The organism is Thermosynechococcus sp. NK55a (assembly GCF_000505665.1).
Classification (GTDB): domain Bacteria; phylum Cyanobacteriota; class Cyanobacteriia; order Thermosynechococcales; family Thermosynechococcaceae; genus Thermosynechococcus.
On the sequence record NC_023033.1, the window covers coordinates 2447989 to 2472731 of the forward strand.

22 protein-coding genes and 1 pseudogene are annotated in these 24743 nt (G+C 54.7%); 11 read left to right on the plus strand and 12 right to left on the minus strand.

Annotated elements, in window-relative coordinates; all coding sequences use genetic code 11:
* Nucleotides 1–5: 5 nt before the first annotated feature.
* The 3 genes and pseudogenes from mnmG (at nucleotide 6) to NK55_RS13610 (ending at nucleotide 3080) form a co-directional block, all read left to right on the plus strand.
* A pseudogene (gene mnmG, locus NK55_RS11885) lies at nucleotides 6–1918 on the plus strand (tRNA uridine-5-carboxymethylaminomethyl(34) synthesis enzyme MnmG).
* Nucleotides 1919–1924: 6 nt separating this feature from the next.
* Complete coding sequence (locus NK55_RS11890) at nucleotides 1925–2749, plus strand: urease accessory protein UreD (RefSeq protein ID WP_024125939.1); 825 nt, start codon at nucleotides 1925–1927, stop codon at nucleotides 2747–2749.
* Between the two features lie 76 nt (nucleotides 2750–2825).
* Entirely contained in the window at nucleotides 2826–3080 is a 255-nt protein-coding gene (locus NK55_RS13610) for a hypothetical protein (RefSeq protein ID WP_051372859.1), read from the plus strand.
* A gap of 244 nt (nucleotides 3081–3324) precedes the next feature.
* On the opposite strand, the gene NK55_RS11900 is transcribed toward NK55_RS13610, so the two are convergent.
* The 5 genes from NK55_RS11900 to NK55_RS13615 all read right to left on the minus strand — a co-directional run bounded on the left by NK55_RS11900 (nucleotide 3325) and on the right by NK55_RS13615 (nucleotide 10655).
* Nucleotides 3325–5574, minus strand: a complete 2250-nt coding sequence (locus tag NK55_RS11900; RefSeq protein ID WP_024125940.1) for a cation:proton antiporter — start codon at nucleotides 5572–5574, stop codon at nucleotides 3325–3327.
* Between the two features lie 11 nt (nucleotides 5575–5585).
* A complete protein-coding gene (gene opcA, locus NK55_RS11905) occupies nucleotides 5586–6920 on the minus strand; it encodes a glucose-6-phosphate dehydrogenase assembly protein OpcA (RefSeq protein ID WP_024125941.1) in 1335 nt (444 codons plus the stop codon).
* Between the two features lie 67 nt (nucleotides 6921–6987).
* Nucleotides 6988–8517: a glucose-6-phosphate dehydrogenase gene (gene zwf / locus NK55_RS11910; RefSeq protein ID WP_024125942.1), complete on the minus strand. Its 1530-nt coding sequence runs from the start codon at nucleotides 8515–8517 to the stop codon at nucleotides 6988–6990.
* A gap of 3 nt (nucleotides 8518–8520) precedes the next feature.
* Complete coding sequence (gene fbp / locus NK55_RS11915) at nucleotides 8521–9567, minus strand: class 1 fructose-bisphosphatase (RefSeq protein ID WP_024125943.1); 1047 nt, start codon at nucleotides 9565–9567, stop codon at nucleotides 8521–8523.
* Between the two features lie 77 nt (nucleotides 9568–9644).
* Nucleotides 9645–10655: a nicotinamidase PncA gene (locus tag NK55_RS13615; RefSeq protein ID WP_024125944.1), complete on the minus strand. Its 1011-nt coding sequence runs from the start codon at nucleotides 10653–10655 to the stop codon at nucleotides 9645–9647.
* Nucleotides 10656–10821: 166 nt separating this feature from the next.
* On the opposite strand from NK55_RS13615, the gene NK55_RS11925 reads away from it, so the two are divergent.
* From NK55_RS11925 to NK55_RS11945, 5 genes are read left to right on the plus strand one after another with little or no spacing between them, the layout of a single operon-like run.
* On the plus strand, nucleotides 10822–11430 hold the full coding sequence (locus NK55_RS11925) for a hypothetical protein (RefSeq protein ID WP_024125945.1): 609 nt from the start codon (nucleotides 10822–10824) through the stop codon (nucleotides 11428–11430).
* 48 nt (nucleotides 11431–11478) lie between these two features.
* Nucleotides 11479–12720 carry a hypothetical protein gene (locus tag NK55_RS11930; protein WP_024125946.1) on the plus strand — a complete coding sequence of 414 codons (1242 nt, stop codon included), beginning with the start codon at nucleotides 11479–11481 and terminating at the stop codon, nucleotides 12718–12720.
* Nucleotides 12721–12734: 14 nt separating this feature from the next.
* Entirely contained in the window at nucleotides 12735–13031 is a 297-nt protein-coding gene (locus NK55_RS11935; protein WP_024125947.1) for a hypothetical protein, read from the plus strand.
* Nucleotides 13032–13039: 8 nt separating this feature from the next.
* On the plus strand, nucleotides 13040–13984 hold the full coding sequence (locus tag NK55_RS11940) for a branched-chain amino acid ABC transporter permease (protein ID WP_041429320.1): 945 nt from the start codon (nucleotides 13040–13042) through the stop codon (nucleotides 13982–13984).
* Nucleotides 13985–14024: 40 nt separating this feature from the next.
* Nucleotides 14025–14462: an ATP-binding protein gene (locus tag NK55_RS11945; RefSeq protein WP_024125949.1), complete on the plus strand. Its 438-nt coding sequence runs from the start codon at nucleotides 14025–14027 to the stop codon at nucleotides 14460–14462.
* Between the two features lie 2 nt (nucleotides 14463–14464).
* Here NK55_RS11945 and NK55_RS11950 read toward each other — a convergent pair whose 3' ends face one another.
* The 3 genes from NK55_RS11950 to NK55_RS11960 are packed head-to-tail and all read right to left on the minus strand — an operon-like array spanning nucleotide 14465 to nucleotide 17181.
* Entirely contained in the window at nucleotides 14465–15292 is an 828-nt protein-coding gene (locus tag NK55_RS11950; RefSeq protein ID WP_024125950.1) for an FAD-binding domain-containing protein, read from the minus strand.
* Between the two features lie 4 nt (nucleotides 15293–15296).
* The gene (locus NK55_RS11955; RefSeq protein ID WP_024125951.1) at nucleotides 15297–16025 is read right to left on the minus strand and encodes a circadian clock KaiB family protein; all 729 of its coding nucleotides are present in this window, start codon (nucleotides 16023–16025) and stop codon (nucleotides 15297–15299) included.
* Between the two features lie 4 nt (nucleotides 16026–16029).
* On the minus strand, nucleotides 16030–17181 hold the full coding sequence (locus NK55_RS11960; protein WP_051372860.1) for a type IV pilus twitching motility protein PilT: 1152 nt from the start codon (nucleotides 17179–17181) through the stop codon (nucleotides 16030–16032).
* On the opposite strand from NK55_RS11960, the gene NK55_RS14120 reads away from it, so the two are divergent.
* Nucleotides 17096–17362 carry a hypothetical protein gene (locus NK55_RS14120; RefSeq protein ID WP_162147158.1) on the plus strand — a complete coding sequence of 89 codons (267 nt, stop codon included), beginning with the start codon at nucleotides 17096–17098 and terminating at the stop codon, nucleotides 17360–17362. The genes NK55_RS11960 and NK55_RS14120 overlap by 86 nt on opposite strands.
* Nucleotides 17363–17448: 86 nt before the next feature.
* Here NK55_RS14120 and NK55_RS11970 read toward each other — a convergent pair whose 3' ends face one another.
* Nucleotides 17449–18459 carry an AEC family transporter gene (locus NK55_RS11970; RefSeq protein ID WP_225871759.1) on the minus strand — a complete coding sequence of 337 codons (1011 nt, stop codon included), beginning with the start codon at nucleotides 18457–18459 and terminating at the stop codon, nucleotides 17449–17451.
* A gap of 41 nt (nucleotides 18460–18500) precedes the next feature.
* On the opposite strand from NK55_RS11970, the gene NK55_RS11975 reads away from it, so the two are divergent.
* Nucleotides 18501–19661, plus strand: a complete 1161-nt coding sequence (locus NK55_RS11975; RefSeq protein WP_225871815.1) for an MFS transporter — start codon at nucleotides 18501–18503, stop codon at nucleotides 19659–19661.
* Here NK55_RS11975 and NK55_RS11980 read toward each other — a convergent pair.
* On the minus strand, nucleotides 19645–21459 hold the full coding sequence (locus NK55_RS11980; RefSeq protein WP_024125954.1) for an ABC transporter ATP-binding protein: 1815 nt from the start codon (nucleotides 21457–21459) through the stop codon (nucleotides 19645–19647). The two genes, NK55_RS11975 and NK55_RS11980, sit on opposite strands and share 17 nt — an antisense overlap.
* Nucleotides 21460–21877: 418 nt before the next feature.
* On the opposite strand from NK55_RS11980, the gene NK55_RS11985 reads away from it, so the two are divergent.
* A complete protein-coding gene (locus NK55_RS11985; RefSeq protein ID WP_024125955.1) occupies nucleotides 21878–23479 on the plus strand; it encodes a hypothetical protein in 1602 nt (533 codons plus the stop codon).
* A gap of 7 nt (nucleotides 23480–23486) precedes the next feature.
* Here NK55_RS11985 and NK55_RS11990 read toward each other — a convergent pair whose 3' ends face one another.
* On the minus strand, nucleotides 23487–24053 hold the full coding sequence (locus NK55_RS11990) for a hypothetical protein (RefSeq protein ID WP_024125956.1): 567 nt from the start codon (nucleotides 24051–24053) through the stop codon (nucleotides 23487–23489).
* A gap of 12 nt (nucleotides 24054–24065) precedes the next feature.
* On the minus strand, nucleotides 24066–24665 hold the full coding sequence (locus NK55_RS11995; protein ID WP_024125957.1) for a DJ-1/PfpI family protein: 600 nt from the start codon (nucleotides 24663–24665) through the stop codon (nucleotides 24066–24068).
* Nucleotides 24666–24743 lie beyond the last annotated feature (78 nt).

Genomic DNA, 24743 nt, shown 5'->3' on the forward strand with positions numbered 1-24743 from the left:
TCGCCATGTCAACGCTGCCTGCGTTTCAGGATGAATTTAATGTCATTGTTGTCGGTGCGGGTCATGCAGGCTGTGAAGCGGCCTTGGCAACGGCGCGGTTGGGCTGTCGTACCCTGTTGCTGACCCTCAACCTCGATAAGATTGCTTGGCAGCCCTGTAATCCTGCGGTGGGTGGTCCTGCAAAATCACAACTGGTGCACGAAGTGGATGCCCTAGGGGGCGAAATTGGGCGTGTCACCGATCGCACCTATCTGCAAAAGCGGCTCTTGAATGCCTCACGGGGGCCAGCGGTCTGGGCATTGCGGGCGCAAACGGATAAGCGCGAATACAGCGCCGTCATGAAACAGGTGCTGGAAAATCAGCCCAACTTGCTCCTGCGCGAGGGCATGGTCACGGATTTAGTCCTCGATGCCCATGACACAGTGATTGGGGTTGAAACCTACTTTGGCGTCGCCTTTCGCTGTCAAGCAGTGGTTCTGACAACGGGAACCTTCCTCGGTGGCCGTATCTGGGTAGGGAACAAATCCATGCCCGCTGGTCGTGCTGGCGAATTTGCCGCCGAGGGACTCTCCCAAACCTTAGCCCGCCTCGGCTTTGAGGTGGATCGTCTGAAAACAGGAACGCCTGCACGGGTCGACCGGCGATCGGTGGACTACAGCAAGATGGAACCCCAACCCCCGGATGAGCAGGTGCGCTGGTTTAGCTTTGATCCCACCGCATGGGTGGAAAGGCCACAAATGAACTGCTACTTGACCCGCACCACCCCTGAAACCCACCGGCTTATCCGTGAGAATCTCCACCTCACTCCTGTGTATGGTGGCTGGGTTGATGCCAAAGGCCCCCGCTACTGCCCCAGCATTGAGGATAAAATTGTCCGCTTTGCCGATAAAGAAAGCCATCAAATTTTCATTGAACCCGAAGGCCGCAATACGCCTGAACTCTACATCCAAGGCTTTTCTACGGGACTTCCAGAACCGCTGCAACTGCAACTGTTGCGCACACTGCCGGGGCTAGAAAACTGCATCATGCTGCGTCCGGCCTATGCGGTGGAGTATGACTACTTGCCGGCAACCCAGTGCTTTCCCACCCTGATGACCAAAAAATTCAGGGGCTGTTTTGTGCGGGGCAAATCAACGGCACCACCGGCTATGAGGAAGCGGCAGCCCAAGGGATTGTGGCCGGAATTAATGCCGCTCGCTTTGTTCAGGGGAAACCAATGATCACCTTGCCGCGCCAAGGGAGCTACATCGGTACTCTTATTGATGATCTGTGCACGAAGGAACTGCGGGAACCCTACCGCATGCTCACTAGCCGCTCGGAATATCGCTTGGTATTGCGATCCGACAATGCTGACCAGCGGCTTACCCCCTTGGGATACGAGATTGGCTTGGTGAGTGAAGCCCAGTGGCAGGTGTTTCAAGCAAAACAGCAACGCCTTGCGGCTGAGAGCCAACGCTTGCAAACCACGCGCATCAAAGCCCATGAACCCATGGGCGAAGCGATTGTGGTCGCGACGGGTCAAGGGATTAAAGGTGCCATTGCCCTTGCTGAGTTGCTGCGGCGATCGGGGATACACTACGAGCTATTGGATCGCCACGGCCTTGGCAATCCAGACTTGACGCCCCAAGAGAAAGAGGCGGTTGAAATTGCCATTAAGTACGCCGGCTACATTGAGCGACAACAGCGGGAAATTGAGCAGATTGCCCGTCAAGAACAGCGTCCTCTCCCTGCCGATTTGGATTACTTTGCTATCCCCACCCTTTCAATGGAGGCACGGGAAAAACTCAGCGCGATTCGCCCCCTCACCATTGGCCAGGCCAGCCGTATTGGTGGGGTGAATCCAGCGGACATCAATGCCCTTTTGGTCTATCTCCAGATGCAACAGCAGCGACGATCCCTAGTGGCGGTGGGGAGCTAAGACAAAGTGGCTGGCTGGTTAGGCAAATTGGCGCTGGCCTATGCTTGGCGACAGGGGCAAACGATTCCAGTGCGGTCTTATGCCTCGGCACCCCTGAAGCTACAACGCTCATTTTATCCTGAGGGAAAGCCGATTTGCCACAGTCTGATCCTGCATACGGCGGGGGGCTATGTGGGGGGCGATCGCCTGCACCAAAAGATTACCCTTGAACCCCAGTGCCGTGTCCTGTTGACAACGCCTGCCGCCGCCAAGGTCTACGGTCGTGCCCAAATCCCTGTGGAGCTAACGGTTAACTGCCATGTTGCCGATAATGCTGTTTTAGAATGGCTCCCCCAAGAAACGATTATCTTTGCGGGTGCTCAATTTCACCAACGCCTGCGCATTGATCTTACCCCTCAAGCACAGGTGGGCCTTTGGGAGATGACTCGCTTTGGCCGCACGGCTCGCGGTGAAGTCTTTAATCATGGGTATTGGCGTTCCCATACGGAGGTGTGGCAGGGGGGTGTGCCCCTGTGGATCGATCGCCAGCGGATTGAGGGTACGAAAACGATGCTAACAGCAATGAATGCCTTGCAGGGGTGTCCGCTCATGGGCACATTGGCTTGGGTCGGCAGGGAAGTGAGCAGCGAACAGATACAACGGCTGCGGGATTTAGCAATGGGGATTCAGGGGGAGATGGGTGTCAGTGCCCTGATTCGCGGGGTGGTTTGTCGCTATCGCGGTCACTCAATGGCGGAATTACGGCGGTGGTTTGTGGCGGCTTGGCAGTTGCTCCGGCAGGGGCAAGCTTCTCATCCTTCTGTTTGCTATCCCCGGGTGTGGCCACGATGACCCGCAATCTTCCTCTTTGGGATTACGAGCGGCAACAAAAGCGGCAACAAATTAGAAAAATCAGAAAAATCAGTGCTTGGCTGCGGGAAGAAACGCCCCTCTGCAACAGGTCCTGCAATCCGTCAATGCCACAGTTGAGCGCCATGTCGGTCGGATGTTGTCCCCTGAACACCTAGCGATTCTGCGCAAGGTGGGGGAGCTCGTGCTCGCCAATAGTGATCACGCTTGGCAACACCTGAAACAGCGATTGGGCAGCGGTCAGATTCCAGTCGATCCCTGGCAGCATCTTCAGGATCAACCCCTAATTGTTGAGTTTGCTGCATCCTTCTGAGGAAAACGAACGGGGGGCGATCGCCGGCCTCTTGGCGGATGGTGCCTTTCAGGTCTTTACCGACAACAGGGGGGCGGCGGTGTTGAGTCGTGCATGAGTGATGTTGAACAAGAATTGAGTGGCGAGTGAATCTCCATGCTTGGCATTGGTTTGGGGGTTCTCGAAAGGGGAGAATTTGCCCGCCGAGTGGCAACGACGGCCCGATATGTTGATATGTTAATCAGTTCCGCTGGCTCCTGCGTGCTCACGGTGGCAGCGGCGTTGATCGCGCTTGCAATTGATCGCCAATGCGCCGTAGGGCATCCATAGGGCCAGTGAGGAGGAGGCGATCGCCTGCCATTAAAGGACAATCGCTGCTAGGTTCAGAAAGAAGTGTTCCTTCTCGCCGCAGGGCACGAATCGTCACAGTCTCAGGCAGATGCAGATCCGCAATGGTGCGATGTTTTTCGCCAATCTCTTTGGGCAACATGATCCAAAGAAACAAGGTTTCCCCTTGGGGCACACTGACACGGCCATTGATCAGGGCTTCACAAGCCGCAAACTCCGCTGGCTGACCGACAATCAAGAGGCGATCGCCCCCTTGGAGGCGGGTTTGACCGCTGGGATAATCCACCTCAGTACCATCCGCCCGCACAATCGCCAAGAGCGTCACCCCCGTCAGCTGTCGCAGTTGGATTTCTGCTAAGCTCATGCCGCGAATGGGGGAATCCTCAGGGACACTCAGCCAGCGACTATTCATATCCTGAGCCGCTTGCCGCAGGAGACGGGCGGTTCCCTCCGGTGGAGTATCACCGCGCAAATTGGCGTAATGGCTGTCGCGCACCTGTTGTACCTGCTGTTGAATATGGCGCTCACCCATGCCGAGGCTAAAGAAGAGATGGGCAGCCAACTCTAAGCTGGCTTCAAACTCCGGTTGCACCACCTCCCGTGCCCCCAGTTGATAAAGCAATTCAATGTCGCGATCGCTGTTGGCGCGAACAATCACATCCAGTTCTGGGGCAAACTCGAGGGCGCGCTTGAGACAGAGGCGGGTACTCATACTATCGGGGAGAGCGATCGCCATGCCAAGAGCTTGATCGACCCCTGCTTTGGCCAGAATTGTTCTACTGGCGGCATTGCCATAAATGTAGGGCAGTTGAGCATCGCGTACTTCGTTAATGACCGTTTCACTTTGCTCAATCACCAACACGGGATAATTTTGTTTTTGGAGGAGTTTGACCAGACTCTTGCCGACACGACCATAGCCACAGACAATGACATGGTTTCGCTGGGGCAATCCCGTTAAATCCATGGCCAGGATGTCATCTTCCTTGAAGAGGCGGCGCAGTAGGGGCAGTTCCAATAGCACTGGCACTACCTTTAACAAAAAGGGCGTCACCAGCAAAGTGACTGCGGTGGTGCCCAGGGTGAGCAGGTAAACCTGTTGGGAAACCAACCCCAAACCCCGCCCTGCCGTCAGCAGCACAAAGGAAAATTCGCCAATCTGAGCAAGGCCAATCCCCACCAGCAACGACGTTTTCCATGAGTAGCCAAAGAACTTAACAATGGGGGTGGTGATCAAGAACTTACCGAGAATAACGAGGCTCACCAATTCAATAATGCGATCCAAGTGCTCCCACAGAAACACTGGGTCAATGAGCATGCCAATCGAGGCAAAAAAGAGCGTTGTAAAGATATCGCGGATCGATTCTACGTAATCGAGGGTTTGATCGGCATACTCCACCTCGGAGATCATCAGACCCGCAATAAAGGCCCCAATCTCAATTGAAAGCCCCAAATACTGGGTCAGCAGCGCAATTCCCAAGCAGAGGGCAACGACGCCTAAAAGGAAAAGCTCACGACTTTCGGTTTTGGCCAGTAGCCGTAGTAGGGGGGGCAGCAACCACATACCAGCAGCGATCGCCCCCACAGCAATCAAGGCAATGGTCAATACTGCTTGCCCGAGGGCGAGTCCCAACTCCTCTGCGGGTTTGTTCAGAGCTGGTAAGACGGCAATCATCAAGCCCACCGCCAAATCCTGCACTACCAAGATGCCCAGCATAATTTGCCCTTGGATCGACTCCAACTCATTGCGATCCATGAGGCTGCGCAGCACCACTGCCGTTGAAGAGAGGGAGAGAACAGCACCGAGGAAAACCCCCTGATTGGGGGAACTCACCCAGCCAACCCCCACGGCAATCAGTGTTGTGACTGCAATTGTAAGGAGAATTTGTAGGGCGCTGCCCCCCAAGCTAACCCCTTGGACCTTCCGAATTTCACCGAGGGAAAAGCTCACCCCTAGGGCAAAGAGCAAAAAGGCCACCCCCAGTTGTGCTAAACCTTCCACCTGAGGCACTTCCCTTAGGAGTCCCAGGCCCGTTGGCCCCACCAGCATACCGGCCAAAAGGTAGCCCAGCAGGATTGGTTGTCGCAGCAAAGCTGCCAACAGACCTCCCACTGCCGCTGCCCCCAGCACCACACTGAGATCAATGACAAGGCGAAAATCTTCCGTCATGGGATCTAATGCTAAGGCATGAGAGCTAGCAGCTGGGAAACAACAGCAAAGCTCTCACTGTAGAGAAAGTCCTGTCCCCAGCGCTGTAGCTCTTGACTTAGAAGGATCTCAGCGGTTTGATCACTCAGGGGTGTGACGTGGTAAGTGCGACACAACTGGGCACTGCCACCCGCTTCCATGCGCATACAGCCACGGGTTTCAGAGCAAATAATTGTACAGCAGTCTGCCTCTAGATTGGTGGAAGTGAGCTTCAAGTCAATGAGATCCCCGAGAACCTGTCCTGGATCCCCTGTTGGTACGCCCGCCAGTTCGGCGCGAATGTAGCGCTGATCAGCACTCACGAGTTCCACCTGGTAGAGGTCATAATCGCCACTTTCATAGACAACGTGTCGGGGCTGCCACTGCAGACGGGAGGCCAACCAGCCAAGGTACATTAAAGCTTGGGCGGGATTACCTTTTTCGTAGTCAATGACCACCTGGTCAATTTCCTGAATGGCCAAGCGGCGTTCGGGGGGATCAAAGGCTTCGGCAGCCAGTTCTTGCCAGGCCCCAAGACGTCGCCAGTTCAAATCCGTGAGGGGGAGGTTTTGTTCGAGTAAAGGAGCGATCGCCCGCAGACCCCGCAGCGGATCGAGAAATTCACTGGAATCCACAATCACGCGGCTAAATTGGGGGGCAAGGGTTTGAAACAACTCAAAGTTATGGAACAAATCCCCCTTCCACCACAAAAAGCGGGGTAACTCTTGAATGATCAGGGATTTCAAGAGGGGTTGGGCCCGCTGAAAAGCTTCATGGGTGCCCTTGAGCGTAATGTATTCACAGCAGACGAGGGAACTGCGTATCTTTTTGTTAATTGGACAATAGGCGGCCACTTGAGCGGTAATTCCTGTATCTTCGCCAAGGGTAGGACACAGGGCAATCACCCGACAGGGATTTTGGCTAGCGATCGCGTCAGCAATACCACTACCGCGCATATCCACCGCATAGCGATCGCTCCGAGGGATTCCCTGAGCATATTCTGCTTGCAAAGCCTGCCGCAATTGGGGCGTGACTCGACCCGTCAAGGGCAAGTTGTGATTCTTTTCAGCAGCACGAATTGCTGACTGCATCCGCGGACCAAGAATGCCATCAATGGGGCCAGTGTAATAGCCCAAGGCCGCTAGCAATTGTTGAGTATCATCCGCCTCATAGACAACTAGGGTAAAGGTGGTTGCCCGTACTGCTGCTGGAGCCGTGCCATCCCCGCCGTGGCTGAGCCAAATTTGCCGCAAACTTTGCTCAATATCATCAAGGGAGACATCCACGGGATCTTGGAGCGCTACGAGGGGAGTTGATTCAGTTGCCATACCTAGGTACCTAATCTGTTAATGGAGTTTGGCCTTGATTCCCATTTCTTCCCATGATGGGCAAAGATTACAGTCGCCGCCAGCGCCGGCCATCGGCATTAATCATCACCTCTGCTGCATCCGGCCCCCAAGTCCCCGCGTCATAGGTGGGTATGGCCTCTGGATCAGTGGGGGCATCCCAAGCCGTTAAAACCGGCATCACCACGCGCCAAGCCGCCTCCACCTCATCTGCCCGCGTAAACAGGGTTTGGTCCCCTAACATGCAGTCCAGTAATAACCGCGCATAAGCATCCGCGGTCGCCATCCCAAAGGAGGAGCCGTAGCTAAAGTCCATTTCCACCGTGCGTGTGCGCAGATCTGCACCGGGCATTTTTGCCTCAAAGCGCAGAGCAATCCCTTCATTGGGTTGAATGCGCATCGTTAGAACATTGGGATTGGTTTGGCGGGCGGCCGACTGGAAAATCAGTAAAGGCACCTCACAAAACTGAATTGAGATTTCTGTGACCTTTTTTGCCAAGCGTTTACCCGTGCGCACATAAAAGGGCACCCCCTGCCATCGCCAGTTATCAATCATGAGTTTTAGGGCCGCATAGGTGGGAGTGGTGGAGGTGGGACTCACGCCCGGCTCCTCACAATAGCCCACAACAGGTTTGCCCTTCATCCAGCCGGCTCGGTATTGGCCGCGGACAGCACAGGCATCGAGATTATCAAGATCCGCTAAACGGGTGGCTTGGAGGACCTTCACCTTTTCGCTGCGCAGACTATCGGCATCGAGGGCATTGGGGGGTTCCATAGCCGTCAGAGCCAGCAACTGGAGAATGTGGTTTTGCACCATGTCCCGCAGGGCACCCGAAGTTTCATAGTAGCCGGCCCGGTCTTCAACCCCGACGGTTTCGGCAACCGTAATCTGCACATGATCCACGTACTGGCGGTTCCAGAGGGGTTCAAAAATGGCATTGGCAAAGCGAAACACCATCAGGTTTTGCACCGTCTCTTTGCCAAGGTAGTGGTCAATGCGGTAAACCTGCTCCTCCTTGCACACCGACTGCACCACCTCATTGAGGGCTTGGGCAGAGGTGAGATCACGGCCAAAAGGCTTTTCAATCACGAGACGATGCTTTTGGGGATCACTCAATAGCCCCGCTGTCCCCAGTTGCTGAATGGCTTCAACGAAAAAGTTCGGCGAGACCGCAAGGTAAAAGACGCGATTGCCGCGAGTTTGGCGTTTTTCATCTAGCTCAGCTAGCAATGTTTTCAGCTGGGCGTAGGCGGCGGGATCATCGATATTGCCAGAGCAATAAAACAGACCTTGGGCAAATTCCTGCCACAGGGGCTCCGCCTGAATGCCGCCACCAAACTCCTCGACCCCTTGGCGGAGGTGCTCGCGAAAATAGTCATCACTCCAGTTGCGACGTGCCACGCCAACAATGGTAAGTTCGGGGGGCAGACGGCGTTCGAGTCTCAGTTGATAAATCGAAGGAATCAGCTTGCGCTGAGTAAGATCGCCACTGGCACCAAAAATCACCAAAATCAGTGGCTCTGGGGTTCGTTCTTGGCGTAGTCCAACCCGCAGGGGATTTTCAAACAAGGTTACCATGGGTTACACCTGTGTCACGGTTGGTTGGGCAGGGGTTTGCTGGATAAAGGATTCTACGAGGGCAACGTTCTCAGGACTGCCAACAATCAGCGGTGTACGCATGTGCAGATGATCGGGCACAACATCCAGAAGCGGTTGGGTACCGGTACTGGCTTTACCCCCTGCTTGTTCCACCAGGAAGGCAATTGGAGCCGCTTCGTAGAGGAGCCGCAACTTACCAGCGGGGTTCTTTTGGGTGCCGGGATAGAGAAAGACGCCCCCCTGCATGAGAATGCGGTGAATATCAGCAACAAGGGCACCACTATAGCGGGCGCTATAGCCGGGCTGACGATGCACATGGCGGACGTAGTTACGAATCGGTTCTTCCCATGCCCAGAAGTTGCCTTCGTTCACACTGTAAATGGCACCACTGGCAGGAATTTGCAGGTTCTCGATCGCCAGAATAAACTCACCGAGGCTGGGGTCAAGGACAAAGACATGGGTACCCTTGCCCAGGGAATAGACCAGCATCGTGCTGGGGCCATAGAGAATATAGCCAGCGGCAATTTGCCTGTGGCCATCTTGCAGGAGATCGGCAGCGGTACCGTCTAGATCGGTACCTTCCTGCTGGCGAATCGCAAAAATCGATCCCACATTGAGGTTGATATCCACATTGGAGGAACCATCGAGGGGATCGTACAGGAGAGTGTAGCGGCCAATGGGACAATTTTCGGGAATGTAGTACGGCTTCTGCATTTCCTCGGAGGCAAGGCGACATACCAAGCCACTCTGCTTGAAGGCGGCAATAAAGACCTCGTTGGCATAGACATCCATTTTTTTGACATCTTCCCCTTGGATATTTACAGCTCCCGTAAAGCCCAACACCCCCTCCATCAGACCCGCTCGACTCAAACGGCGGGCAATGAGCTTGCCAGCAAGGGCAATGCGATTCATCAGGGCACTTAGATCTTGGGCAGCAGCATCAAAGCTTTGGAGTTGCTGGAGAACGTGGCGAGATAGGGTCAAACAATCCCGATCGAGGGCCTGTTCGTGGGCTGCGTAGTCGGTCATTGCCCCTCCCTAGTGAGGATGTCTCTAGCCTCGATCCTAAACCGTCTCTGTTCAGAAGTGGTGAGTCTTTAGATCAACTAAAGATTCCAAGGAACACTGCTGGTGCTGATCCGGTGTATACCGGCAGCGGCAAACTCGGCAAAGGCTGCATTGGCAGCTTCACTAAAGTCCACGACCCCCGGCACCACCACAGGGGACATACAATCCTCAAGGAGGTAGACTCGTTGAGCCAGTTGGGCATCTCGCTGTTGAATTTCCCTGAGCAGGTCGGCCACTGTCCAAGCAACACAGTGACTTTTGGCCTGACCGGCAATGATCAGGCGATCGCCCGCCAGCAGATGCTCAATCAAGGCCCTATTCACCGCCCCGAGGGGACGTCCTTGGGGGTCATGGCTGACCTCTGGACGCAGCACCGAGTAATTTTCCGTCAGGGGATGGCTACCTTTGAGTTCGATGCGGGTTTGCTGCTGTCGCGCCACGGTGTGAAAGAAACAGGCTTCCTCCACAGCAGACACAAGGGCATGACCAATCCCCCCCAGCATCGAGTGGTAGGGCCAAATCGTCAGCGGAAACCTCCCCTTGGCAGCTAACTGTGCCACATAGTGCCGGGCATAGGTCTGAAGACTCGCCAGATCTCCTAGGGGCAATGAAGACAGCAGGTGGGGATTGGGTTGCCAATATCCCTCCTCAACGTCTTGGAGCGTGATGGTGGTTAAAGGTAGTGGATGCTCACCGGCAGGGTTAACCCAAAAGAGGGGATGGAAAATTTGACTTGCAGTGTGGGTATCAAGGGTAACAATGATCTCGCTAATCTGGGCAAGATGGGTGTAAATGAAGCGGCATAGGCGTTGATTATCCGCAACTGCACCAGGGACAAATAGCTCAAACTCTGGTAAGCAAAACGTGTTTTGGACATCAGTGAGCAAGAGAATCGTCCGCTGTGGATCGTCACTCGCGGGCGGAATCTGGTAGTGCTGTGCCCATTGGCGCGCCTGTGCTGCCCGTTCTTGGTAGGGGACACGCCACACCTCAGCGACCTTAGCAGGATTAAAGAAATCAGGAATAGGCAGTGCTGTTGCCGTGGCCATGGCTCCCTCCTATAGGGGGTAGGCGAAGAAATTGTAGTCAAGAATACAAATGTTAATTTTTAATAAACTACCCATCATATCAGCAATTATACGGATGAGCAACCATTGGTAACGTCTATAAAATTTACGATCAAAGTCTAATCTATCTTCCCTAGGAGAACCCATAATGTTGGTGCGCACGCTCAATAGTGTTTTAGAGCAACATATTGCCGGAGTGCCGGGCGTGTTAGCCGTGTTAATTGGCCGCATGACCGATGGGGCAACCATTGCCGAAATTAACTACAGTGGCACTTACTTTGAAAATGCCTCCCTCAGTTCTTTGGGAGCCTATGCCAGCGATCTGCTGCGAGCGAATAACCGCGTGTGTCAAGTGATGGATCCTGCCTCAGAGGCGGACTATTTGCTAGCGGGTTCGGCAGAGGTGCGGCTGGTGATTAAAGCCTTCAGCAAAACTCCCTACTTTGTACTGTTTCTCACGAAGGCGAGCACTAACCTGAAGCTGGTGTTTGAGCGCATTAAGGCTATCTTGGCCGATGGAAAACCCCTGCTGCCGCCGGTACAGGACAACGCTAGCTCGGTTGCCCAACTGCTGCTCAGCTATGCCCGTCGCTATGCTCCGGATCCCCACTTTGTGACGCTGCGGCTGTCGTTGAAAACGGGCTTGCACCGCGAGCGACTGGAAAAAGGCCAATTGGATGAGCGGGAAGTACGCATTCTCTACAAAGCGGTAGCCGATCTCGTGGGTATGGAACGTCTCCCTGTGCCGTCTCCCTAATGCTGTTCTATTTTCTCCAATGAGAAACCCCAGAAAGGATTTGTGCCTATGTTTGAGCGTCTGCGCATTGATCGCCCGCGGAAGCTGGTGGCGTTTTTTAACGAGCCAGTGATTTTCCACTGCCACCACTACAATCTATTTCTTCAACAAACCATTGAGGATCCTGACTGGATTGATGGGGTCAGTATCCTGCGGACCTCAGCCCAAGAGATTTTCTATAGCTTACTTGCCAATGCCTTTAATACGTTGGCAGTGCAAACACCAGCGGAATGCCTTGCCACTGCCGCAGAAATCTTTAGGTTTTTGGGGTTTGGCTGTCTCAACTTTGAGGTAACAGAGAAAGGGGGGCAAGTGGAGTTGACCCACTCCCACTATGCTGAGGCTTGGTTAGGGAAATATGGCGAGCAGGTGAACCGCACAAAACCAATGGATCACTTGGCGGTGGGCTATGTGGCGGCCGCTTTAGATGCCACCTTTGCCGAATTGGGCACCTACGTGGCCGAAGAAACCAGTTGTATGGCGGTGACGCGGCAGGATCACTGCCTGATCCAGGTGGCCAAAGCACCGGTGCGCCGTTCCCTAACGCCGAGTCCGCAAATGGGCAAGCTAATTGATCAACCTGTCCTGCTGCCGAAAGGGGAAACCAGCGTGGACTATGATGCGGTGAATGAAGCCCTCTGGGGGCTGCCCCTTGAAGGGGATGGGAATGGCCAAATTCGGGCGTTTAATGTGCTGCTGACGCGGATGCCTGCCAACTACTACAACCGCATTCAGTACCGTTTCCTTGATGAGCTACAAAAGGTTCACCCGGAGCTTTTAGAGGTGGGACAGGCCTTGATTCGTGAATCGGGTCATGTTTGTGTCTTTTACACCTTTGGCAATATCATGGAGTCGGTGGAGTGGGAAACGGTGGTTGGCCCCATGCTGAAGACCGACACCGATTGGATTCACGGCGGCTATGCCGTTGCCAGTAGCTTGGGATGGGGCCGTTGGCAAGCCCTAGAAGTGGTCCGGAACGAATCCTGTCGAGTGGCCATTGATGGTAACTACGAAACCAACTACTTCTTGGCCTCCTATCCCCATGCTGTCCAACCGGCCTGCTATTTTGCCCAAGGGGCGGTCCCTGCAATGATGAACATTGTCTATAACGGCCGCATTCAACAGAAACCCGTCTTGGATGAGGCTTTTTACAATCGTCTCTTTCAGCGGGGCGGTGTCTTTCAGGGGGTGGAGGTGAAGGCACGGGAAAAAGGTGATCCTTGGTGTGAATTTTATGCCCAACGCCTATAGGTTAGTTCTAAGGGATGCCGATTCAACTTTCTAAACGCCGCGAATGTGGCGGCACATGGGTGGTTGATCTGGATTTGGGGCGATCGCCCACCGATGCGGAACTTACGTCCCTTGCCCAACGCTATGGTGGTCGCTGTCGCCAGTTTCAACAGTTGATCTGGTTAGATTTGCCCAGCGGTCGGATTACGGCCTCACTGCGGCTGTCGCGTCTGACGATTCGCCTTGGGGATAAGACCCTAGAAGCAGCCATTATTGCAGACCTGCAGCAGCTTGCTGAGGATGCCGTGGCAGCTTGTGGAATCGATGTTTAGCGCTGGTTATGGCGGGCTGGCTGGGCACATACGATTTCTTGCTGGTTTCGATGACCCTGGGGGCGATGCTGGCACTATCGCTCTATTTGCCCTTAATGAGTGGCCAACTCTCCCTTGCCAGTCCAGCTTTTTATGCCATTGGTGGCTATATTGCTGCTTTGCTTTCCACCCGTGTTTTTACAGGACTGAACCCCTATCCGGTGCCCTTGGTGCTGGGGGAAATGGTTTTGGCGGCTCTTGTCTGTGGTCTGGTGGGATGGGGCTTGGGGGTACCAGTACTGCGGTTACGGGGCATTTATTTTGCCATTGCGACAATCGCTTTTTCTGAGGTGCTGCGGGTGTTGGCACTCAATTTGGAGGTTACCGGGGGGGCGGTCGGTATCTTTGGGATTCCCCAACCCTTTAGTACGCCCTTGGGCTATCTGTGGCTGACGCTGCCCTTGCTGATCATGGTGGCGATCGCCATCGGTCATTTGGAACAGACCCGTGCTGGCAAGGCAATGCAGGCCATTCGTAGCGATGAATTGGTGGCACAGACCTTGGGCATTGATACCACTCACTACAAGGTTTTGGGCTTTGTCTTGGGGGCTATTCTGGCGGGGGTGGCTGGGGTTTTGGCTGCTCATCTCTTGAATACTTGGAATCCCCGTCAGGGCACGTTTGATACCGGGGTGCTGGCACTGACGGCAGTGCTGATAGGGGGCAATCGGACATTCGTGGGGCCGATCGCTGGCGGTATACTCTTTACGGCCTTACCAGAACTCCTACGGAGCCTTGCCGATCAAGCCTATTTGCCACCACCAGTGGCCACTTTTTGCCGCGATGGGCGTCTTATGCTCTATGGCTTGCTGATTATCCTTGGCACGCGGTTTTTTCCGAGGGGCTTGTGCCAGCCTCTCCGCTGGCGATCGCTCTGGAGCATCCTATTGGGTCATCAAACACGGAAAATGTAGCTAGTCTTGACCTCGCCGCTGCTGCGCTACAACTGCACCTATGACCTTTCCCCGCGTGACTGTTTCCCTGACCTTGCCCAGTGACTTGACCCAGCTGGAGGCACTATTGGCATGGTTTAATCAGTACCGCCCGCCCACGCTGCCCCTTGAGGAGTGGTTGAAATTGGAACTGGCGCTTGCAGAGGGGTTTACCAACGCCGTTCGCCATGCCCATCGCGATCGCCCCCCGGAGACGCCGATTCGCATTGATCTGTGCATCGCCGAGACCCACATTGAATTGCGCATTTGGGATCGGGGTGACCCCTTTGACCTGGGGGCAAAGTTGCAAACGCTGCCGCCGCAAATTTCCACTGATGCCGAAGGAGGACGGGGTCTACGCCTTTTGGCAACGATCATGGATGAATTGGCCTATCAAGCCATAGAGGAGGGTGGCAACTGTTTGATTCTGCGCAAAACCGTGAAGCCGACCCCCCAATAACTCTATTCCTTGTGGGGAAAAAGGCGGGCTGCCAATTCCTCGTAGGTGGCATCAAAGGGACAGCGATCGCTCCTTGGGCACTGCCGACAGTATTTGCCATCGCTATAGCGTTCCAGGTTTTGGCGGTTAAAAAAGTAGGGCTTGTGGCTAAAGGTACTGGCGACCCACTGCCATGAGAGGTTATTACTTGCCGGATCGCCATCGAGCAAGTGCTGCAGAAACCAAGCGGCGCCCGCCTGCCAGCGCACCCGACACCAATGCACCACATAGGCAGCCAACCAGAGGCGAACATGGTTGTGCAAGTAGCCGGTTCGTTGCAGGTCGTAACTAAAGGCATCCATACAGGCTAGCCCCGTTGCCGCAGCGATGAGAGCAGGGGGCAATTGCGCTTGATAGTCGGTTGCCTGCCAGCCCGTCTTGTAGGGTTCAATGTCCTGCCACAGGCGATCGCCCCAATGGGCATAGAGGCGCTGCCAATAGTCTCGCCACGCCAATTGTTGCAATAGCGCCTCCGCTTGAGAGGGGTCATCTACCGATTGCCGTACGCGATCGCGCACCGCCGCTAAACTGATTACCCCATGGCGCAAATAGGCCGAAAGGCCCGTCACTGCCCCCGTTAAAAAGTTGCGACTTTTGCCATAGCGTAGGGGCTGAATTTTGGCCAAACGCTCTTGGGCTGCTCCTAAGCCACCATAGGTTTCACTAACCGTGTCATCTTCCCCCACGACATCGGCAAACACTTGGCGCAGATAAGGCACATAGGCATCACGGTTTCCCAACCGTCGCTCCACGGCAGCCGCCGCAAGAAGGTCTTTGGCAGAATGAGTCATCGGTCTAAGGGCTGAGCAAACGTTCCAGGCGATAGCGATTATCCAAGCGTCCCACAAGGCGGCGCACTGGTCGGGGATACACCCGCACCAATGTTGGCGTGGCTTGGACTTGATCCTCCTCCGCCAGATCTGGTTGCTTAGTGACATCCACCACTTTGAGCGTGTAGGGCACCTTAAGGGAGCAACTGAGCAAATCATGGAGGTTTTTGAGGGCAACCTCAGCCGCATGGGTTTCGCCGCGCACATAGAGGCGAAAGATATAGCGATCGGGTTGCGAAGGACGCGGTGCAAAACTGCTCGGGGGCGTGGCTTCCTGCAAATCATAGATCAGTTGGTGGTGCTCCCACAGTTGCGGAAAGCTGCTGCGGTAGGCCTCTAGGGCTTGGGCATCGCAGGGATGCTGCGGATCCTGTATCAACTGCCACGGCAACGTGGGCTGATGAGCAGGGGCAAAGAGGGCATTCAATAGGGGACGATGGGGCCATGCCAAAGGATAAACCTCCGCCGCCACCCGCAGGCAGTGCTGTTCTTCATCAAACCAGTAATCGACGGCCGCCGTATAACAGGGAGAGAGAAAAAGGGGCGGCTCCTCTAAATCCAAGAGTTGTTGCAGGGCTTGACAGAGTGACTGATGCCAATGTCCCTGCTTTGATGGGTCACGGCAAAAGACCACATCCTCCCCCGGCGTAAAGAGCGCCAACCCCTTGTATAGGATAGGCTTGAGGCCAACCATTGCCCTAGATACGTCCCCGCAGAATTTGCGCCATTTCGTTGGGTTTGGGGGAGTTTTCGATGGCGGTTTCTTCGTCAATGCGCCCTGCCTCATAGAGTTCGTAGAGGCACTGGTTCATCGTGCACATACCGTCGTAGGTACACTGAGGAATAATCGCCTCAATTTCCTCCACTTCACCCCGCAAAATGTAGTCCTTGATGGCATCGGTGTTGATCATGATCTCGTGAATGGCCGCCCGCTTGCCATCCGTGGTGCGCACAAGGGCTTGGGCAATCACCGCCACCAGGGATTCCGCCACCTGCATCCGCATCGGCCCTTGTTCATCGGGGTTGTAGAGGTTGAGGATGCGCTCAATCGTTTTCACGGCACTGTTGGTGTGCAGGGTACCAAAGACCAGGTGACCGGTTTGGGCGGCTTTGAGGGCGGTATTCACTGTCTCGCGATCGCGCATCTCGCCAATGAGAATAATGTCGGGGTCTTCCCGCAGGGAGGCCTTGAGGGCATTGTCAAATTTAAGGGTATGGATGCCCACCTCCCGCTGGCGGATGAGGGAACGGCGGCTTTGGTGCACAAACTCAATCGGGTCTTCAATGGAGATAATGTGCTTTTGCATTTCAGTGTTGATGTAGTCCACCATGGCCGCCAGAGTTGTGGACTTCCCAGAACCCGTTGGTCCTGTCACCAGAATCAGACCCTTGTGGTAGTGGCACAGATCCTTAAAGACGGGCGGCAAATTCAACTGCTCTAGGGTCAGAATCTTCACGGGAATTAGCCGCAGCACCATGGCGGGTCCTTTTAGGGCGACAAAGATGTTGATCCGTACCCGACACAGTCCTTCATACTGGTAGGCGCCGTCGTATTCCAGGTGGGTGCGAAACTGCTCGATTTGTTGGGGGGTGAGCAGTTCATTGAGCCAGTAGTTAAAAGTTTCTTCGTCAGTAACGGGATAGTTAGTAATCTCTAAACGTCCGCGATCGCGAAAGCGTGGCGCTTCGCCAACTCCCACATGAATATCGGAGTAGCCGTGCTCAAAGGCCTCCCGCACCAGTTGCTCCATCGTGGGGCCAGAAATGCGAGCAGCCGGTGTCGGCATCGGTTGGGTTGCCACCACCTGTTGGGGCATTGCCGGCTGCGGCGGCATGGGGCGTGGGGGCATCCCCGGTTGGGCGGGTATGGGACGGGGAGGCATCCCTTGGGGAGGCGGGGGGGTGCAGGACGGGGGGGCGCCATTCCCGGTTGGGGGGGCAGCGGCGGAACAGCCGCACCCATTGGCGGACGGGGGGGCACCGGGGGTGAATTGGGAACACGGGGCGGTGGCGGAGGACTTTGGGGATTAGTCATAGGGAGACTCGTTAGAGGGCTAGGAATGGATCAGGTATTTCCAGTGTGCCACTGTTTTAGCAAAACCATAGGCTCGTTAGCCCTATGTTAAAACTTGACGGCACAGGACAACCCAAAAGGGAAACACCGCCACGAAACTCAGGGTACTTAGGGCAATTACCGCAGGGGGCAAGTCGGTGTTCAACTCGTATTCCTCCGCCAAAATCAAGGCAGCAAAGGCGGTGGGCGTACCGGCCATAATGGCGATCGCTAGTAATGTGTCCCCCCGCAATCCCAAACCATAGGCGATCGCCATCATCGTCAGTGGCAGCAACAACGTCTTGACCAGCATAGGCAGCAGTCCCACACGCAAGCTCTGCCAGCCGGGGAGCCGACTGAGGCGAATTCCTATAAGAACAAAGGCGAGGGGAATCACCAAGTGAATATCTATCTCACACAACTTTTCGATCGTCTCGGGAAATGCAAGATCATGGGTAGCAAATCCTGCCACTGATGCCCAAAGGGTCGGTACCGTTGGAATCACTGCCAAAGCTTGCCACCAAGGTTGATGATTCCCTCTGCCGTAGTACTGACCAAGAAATGAACCCAAGCCGTAGGTACCGAGGGCATTTTGGGTAATTGCATAGAAGGTCGCCCAGGGCAATGCCGTCGTACTCAGGAGAGGAATGGCAACCCCCAACCCGACAAAGCCCGTGTTGCCGAGAATGCTCGCAATCAGATAGCTCCCCTGCAAGCGGCGACTTTCTCCTTCCGGAACTGTACTGGTTAGGAAGGGAGGGGTGTATTGGAGCCACTGGGGTTGAAAGTAGTGCTTCTGCAAATTGTAGAGGCCCTGGGCAAGGATATAGCCGACAATGAGCGCCACAAAGGCCAGCACCGGTGCCAACCAAATGAGTCCTGCGAAGTTGGTGTGCCGCACCAAGGCAAAAATTTGAATGGGTACCCCCACCCAATAAAGGCCGCGTCCCAACCATTGGGGAATCACTGCCGGCAACCAACGGCCACAGATGAACCCCAGACTTGTCCAAATAACTAAGGGGCTAGCTGCGCTGAGTGCATCCGCCATCGCGATCGCCCGTTCACAATTCCTCATCACTATACTGTGAACATTCTGGCAAGGAGAAGTTAAGCATGCTGGGCAAAAGAGGATCAGCCCTGAGTTTTGTGGTGCTACTGGGAGTTGTCTCCCTGTGTGCCGATGCCACCTACGAAGGCGCACGCAGTCTCACGGGGGTCTATTTAGGGGTCTTAGGCGCCAGTGGTACCGTTGTCGGCTTAGTGGCTGGCTTGGGGGAATTCATTGGCTACGGTCTGCGTCTTGTGATTGGCTATGTGAGCGATCGCACCCGTGCCTATTGGCGCATTACCACCCTCGGTTACGCCATCAATACCATCGCTGTGCCCCTGATGGCCTTGGCCAATCGTTGGGAAGTCCTAGGGGGATTCATGATTGCTGAGCGCACTGGCAAAGCGATTCGTACACCCCCCCGCGATGTTTTGCTCTCCTATGGTGCTAGCCAAGTGGGGCGTGGCCTTGGCTTTGGCCTCCATGAAGCGATGGATCAAATTGGTGCCGTTGTTGGACCGCTGATGGTGGCTGGGGTCTTTGCCCTCACCCAGCATTATCAATGGAGTTTTGCTATCCTCGCCATCCCTGCTCTGATTGGTTTGGTCGTTTTGCTGGCGACGCAGCGGCAGTACCCAGAGCCACGGAATTTTGAAACAGTGATTCAAGATCTCGATACCAAAAGACTACCAACGCTATTTTGGATTTATCTATTGGCCGTGGCCTTTCTGGGTGGGGGTTATGTGGATTTCCCCTTAATTGCCTTTCACTTACAGCAGGGAAACAGTCTGCAAACCAGTCAAATTCCGCTGCTCTATGCTCTGGCAATGGGGGTTGATGCGGTGGCGGCCCTGCTCTTTGGGTACTTACTGGATCGCATTGGCATCATGGCCTTGATCCTTGCTGTGGTGCTGTCAGTGGGCTTTGCGCCCTTGGTTTTCCTCAGTTCTGCGGTAATTTGGGGCATGGTTCTGTGGGGCATTGGGATGGGTGCTCAAGAATCTATTGTGCGGGCGATCGTCGCCAACCTCGTTCCACCAGAACGGCGGGGGTCGGCCTATGGTATCTTTGCCACTGGCTATGGTTTAGCCTGGTTTCTAGGAAGTTGGCTCATGGGGGTGCTCTACGATCGCTCCTTGGGGCTGTTGGTACTGGTGTCGGTGGTGCTGCAACTCCTGGGGCTGACGCTGTTATTGTGGGTGAGGCAAGGGTCTAGGCTTCCTGTTTAGGGGCTACTTCTTCGGTGAGGGCCTGCAACCGGTAGAGATGGGCGTACACGCCATTGCGAGCCAACAGTTCACTGTGGGTGCCCTGCTCCACCAGTTGTCCCCGTTTGAGCACAAAAATGCGATCCACATGGCGGATTGTGGCGAGGCGGTGGGCAATAATAATTGCGGTTCGATTCACCAAGAGACGGTTCAAGGCCTCCTGAATCATTACCTCGGTGCCCACATCCAAATTGGCCGTTGCCTCATCAAGGACAAGAATTTCTGGATTGCGAATGGCGACCCGCGCAAAGGCCAAAAGTTGTCGCTGCCCTGCCGAGAGATTTGTGCCCCGCTGCCGCAGGGGAGTGTCATAGCCTTGGGGCAACTGCTCAATGAACTCAGCAATATTCATTTCTGCGGCCACCCGCTGAATGTCGGCAAGGGTGTAGTTGTCGCCAAGGGCAATGTTGCTTTTGATATCCCCAGAAAAGAGAAAGCTCTCCTGCAAAATCACGCCAATGTGCTGCCGCAGTTCTGCTTGGCTAAAGTCGCGCACATTGCGATCACCAACGAGGACTTCACCGCGCGTTGGATCATAAAGACGACAGAGCAAGCGAATAATCGAACTTTTGCCCGCCCCCGTGGGGCCAACAATGGCCACTTTCTCGCCAGCATGAATTTGAAAGGAAAGCTGCTTGAGGACATAGTCATCGTCTTTGTAGGCCAGCCAGACATCACGAAACTCAACGGCAGCCGCTGTATTTTCTGTCTGGGGCAAGCGCAAAAAGGTGCGATCGGGATCCTGAATTTCAATGGGTTCTAAAAGCAGATCATGGATGCGCTCAATGGCGGTTAAGCCCGCTTGCACGATGGTAAATTTCTCCGCCAACTGCCGCAATGGATCAAAGACGCGCTGCGAAAAGAGGATAAATGTGGCTAAGGTGCCAAAGTCAATCGTGCGCTGCTGCACCAAGCCACCGCCGAGCCAGAGAACCCCCGCGATCGCCACAAAGGCAATCCACTCTAAGGTCGCCGATACCGCTGAATCATAGAAAATTGTCCGATCCACCTCTTTGATGTAGCGTTGATTGCGCCGCCGAAACAGTTGACTATTAAAAGCCTCACGGCGAAACAATTGCACCACTGTAATGCCAACGATGTTTTCCTGCAGATCGGCATTCAGTAGCGACAGCTCCTCGCGGGACTTGTAGTTGGCGACGCGATAGCAATGTTGAAAATAGATAATCAGGGCAGCGATCGGCAGAACCAAGGCCAGCAGCAGCGTTGCCAGCAGGCGGTCAATGAAAAACATCGTCAGGATGACCACCAGCATCGAGAAGACATCACTGAGAACCCCCACAGCGCCAGTGGCAAACACATCCCCCAAGGCATCCACATCACTGGTCAAGCGGGTAATGAGCTTACCGACGGGAGTGCGGTCAAAGAAGCGGGAGGAGAGCCGCAGTACGTGGTCAAATAAGTCATCGCGAATATCGGCAGTAATGTTTTGGCCAATTTTTTGAATCCAGTACCCCTGAGCTGCCTGCACCCCAAAGCGCAGTACCACGGTCACCAACAGTGCAATGCTCAGTAGATCAATCCCTTGGGTCAGCGTTAAGGCTTTCAAAAAGCTGTAGGTACTCTCTTCCCCCTTAAGGAGGGCGATCGCCTGACCAATAATGATCGGTTGTAATGCTGCTGCTGCCGCCAAGGGAATCAAAAGCAGGCCACTGCCTAGCAGTCCCCAGCGATAGGGCTTAAGGTAAGGAATCAGTCGTTGTAAAAGTTGCCAATCCGTAGAGCGTGTTGCTGCTGTCATGCCCTGCTAAAACTTGTGAACCTCTTTTTCCCAGTCTAGGGCGCACTCGCAATTGTTTGTAACAATTTACACGCTCCAGTGGGTTGTCATTTAGCCATCCCTTAGCTAGACTAAGAGTAGTTCGGGCTATTCTATCCCCCGCATAGCCCCACTGAAATCCCCGAAAAGGTAAGTTACGCCGAAAGGGTAACACACAAATCAAGGATCCTGTAGCCGCCGCTTCAGAAAAGGGTATGGATGTCCTTGATGCCGAAGGGATTTTTTCCAAGCTTTGCAGCGGCTCTAGATTTAGGGTATAGATTGCACTGCGCTTTGGTAGATAGGATAGGGGAGTGATCGCGAGCAGTCAGCCATCACTCTCTTGAAATCGCAGTAGGCTAGAAGGAGCGGCACCCCAGTTCATTCCATTCATCCGTTTATGAGTGACTCCCGTTTGCTCGATATTGCGCGGCAGGGCGACCCCCGCGCCATTGCCACACTGCTGAATGCCGTCCTCTTGCCCAAGCGGGTAAAGGCCACGGTGGTGCGTCAGGCCGAGGAGCTAATGATCACCCTGCATTCAGAAAAAATGCTCAATCAAGCGGCAGCCGCAACCCTGATCCGCACCGCCTTAGAAAAATTGCACTTGCCAGAGATTCAACGGGTTTTCATTGAGTCACGGGTGTTGGGCGTCCCCCTCTGGGAAACTCATTTTGCATTACAGGTCATGCCTGCCGTTCAACCCCCGCTGCCGGCGATCGCCGATCCATGGTCCCCTGAAACAGCACCCCCTGAGCCATCCCCGCCTGAACCGACACTGCGGGATTTGATGTCCACTTTTATGATCTCCGAGGCGCCTTCTACATCTGAAGGTCAGGATGCTGTGGCGCGATCGCCCCAAGAAGAGGAACAGCCCATTCCAGTAGAGACGACACCGGGGGATATTGTTGCCCCTGAAGCAGCTCCCCCCCTAGAGCCAGTCGCCGAAAATGCTGAGGAGGGGATAGTGGCAGAACCGATCAGTGGGTCGCAAGAGAGTTTCCTAGATGAAGTTCCAGAAATTGATCCTGATGAGGACATTAGCTTGGCAGATTTAGCTGCCGCCTTTGACCCCAACTCCCCCTCAGAATCGCCAGATGCCAGTTTTGACAGTGAAGAACTGACATCCGCCATTGAGCTGCCCTCCTTTCAAGAAGAAGGCACGGAATCCGACACCTTTAATGGATGCTCGGGGGAATTGCCAGTCCTCGAGGCTCCTGCTGAACCACCCCCAGCGTCCCTAGAACAGAGCACTGCACCACCAGAAACCCCAGACAGTGTTGCTGAAATACCCGAACCCCCACTGGCGTTTTTTGAGGCCACCTTAGAACAATCGACCCCTGAGGCATACGACTTCCCAGAACCGACGACTGAGGAGATTGCTGCCCTAGAAGCCTTAGAGACTGAGATCAGCCCACCAACCGCAATCACCTCTGAGATAGCCGCTGCAGCTGAATCCTCGCCTGAGGGGGCGATCGCCCTAGACGCTGCCTCCGTTGTTGCGGATCCTTGGGCCGCCCCAGACACTTTGCCCCCTGCACCCACAGCCCCCCAAGCTCAAGAACCCGTTAGCTATCCGCCTCTACGGGATCCTTGGTTAGAGGCCGAGCCTGCGCAGCAAATTAAGGCAGATAAGACACAGGAACCCCCGGCCACCACAGAACCCCCACCGCCCGCCTCTGAAGAGGAAATTTACACCACGCCAACAATTGAAAAAGTGCCCCGCGATGACCAGTCAAAGGTGGCAGGTATTGCTGGGATGGTTATGGGGTTAGGCTTTTGTGCTACGGGGTTAGGAATGATTATTGGCTTGCCGATGGTTGTGGGCAGTATGTGGATGCTTGGGGATGAGGAAGTGTGGAGTGGTGAGTGCCCCCATTGTCATCAGCCTCTAAAAATTCCTGTGGGTAAGCTCTGGCGCTTTAGCTGCCAGAAGTGTCAGGGATTGATTGAAGTAAAGCATGGCCGCTTCTACGCACGCCAGGCTCCCCCTGGGTCCTAACCCAAATCTAAAAATCTAAATGATTTATCTGACCCCGTTGGCGACGAGCTTCAAGGGCTTGGGCGATGAGATCCAATAGCCCCGGTGCCTCTTCCTGAATCGTCAGCAGTAGGCGTTCACCCATGGCTAGATCCGCATCTGGAGGGAAAGGGTCTTGTTGAACCAACTGCCGCAGCCGCGGCACCGTATTGTCAACGATTTCCACGAGTGCCCCCAAGCAGCGAAAAAATTGCCGTTCGGTCAGGGTGCTGTCCTCAATGGGGAATTCAATCATCGCCCGCACTTCACCCGCCTTGGGATCGTACTCCCACTGCAGCATTTTTGTCTGCCACGAAATGCACAGCAGCGTTTGTAAAATGGCATCCCGAAAGGGGTGGTTTTTAATGCCCGGCAAGAGATTGGGGGCATAGAGCTTAAAGAACTCGCCCCCCTCATCTAACTCAATGACAACGATAAATCGCTCAAGGTGATCACCATTGACGCCGGTAATAATTTGGTGGTTGGGCGCATTCAACCGATAGTTCAGTTGGTGCCGCTGGAGATAATGGGCAATTTGGCTAAGGGCGATCGCCATGCCACAGTCATCCTAAAGGGCTGCTGAGGGCTGAGGATTAATCTTGGTGCCTAAAACCTCCAAAAATGCTGCCAACCACCGCGGATGGGCAGGCCAAGCCGGTGCCGTAACCAGATTGCCATCTACCACCACCGCATCCGCTGCCACATTGGTAAACTTGCCGCCGGCACTGACGACCTCAGGACCACAGGCAGGATAGGCCGTACAGGTTTTGCCAGCCAGCACACCCGCTGCTGCCAACAGTTGCAGCCCGTGACAAATCGCGGCAATGGGTTTTTGGGTCTCGCCAAAGTGCTTGGTGATTTCCAGTACCTGTGGATTGAGGCGCAAGTATTCTGGGGCCCGTCCTCCCGGCACCACTAGGGCATCGTAGGTTGTGGGGTCAATCTCTGTAAAGGTGGCATTGAGTGTAAAATTATGCCCCCGTTTCTCACTGTAGGTTTGATCCCCTTCAAAGTCGTGAACGGCTGTGCGCACGCTGTCGCCAGCCACTTTATCCGGACAGACGGCATGCACGGTATGACCCACCATTTGTAAGGCTTGGAAGGGGACCATCACTTCGTAGTCTTCGACGTAGTCGCCCACGAGCATCAGAATGCGTTTGCCACTCATGATTGTTTGCCTCTCGCATGGACCTATGTTTGATCCTGACATAACGGTGCCCCCTGCAACCGTTAATCTGAGTAAGGG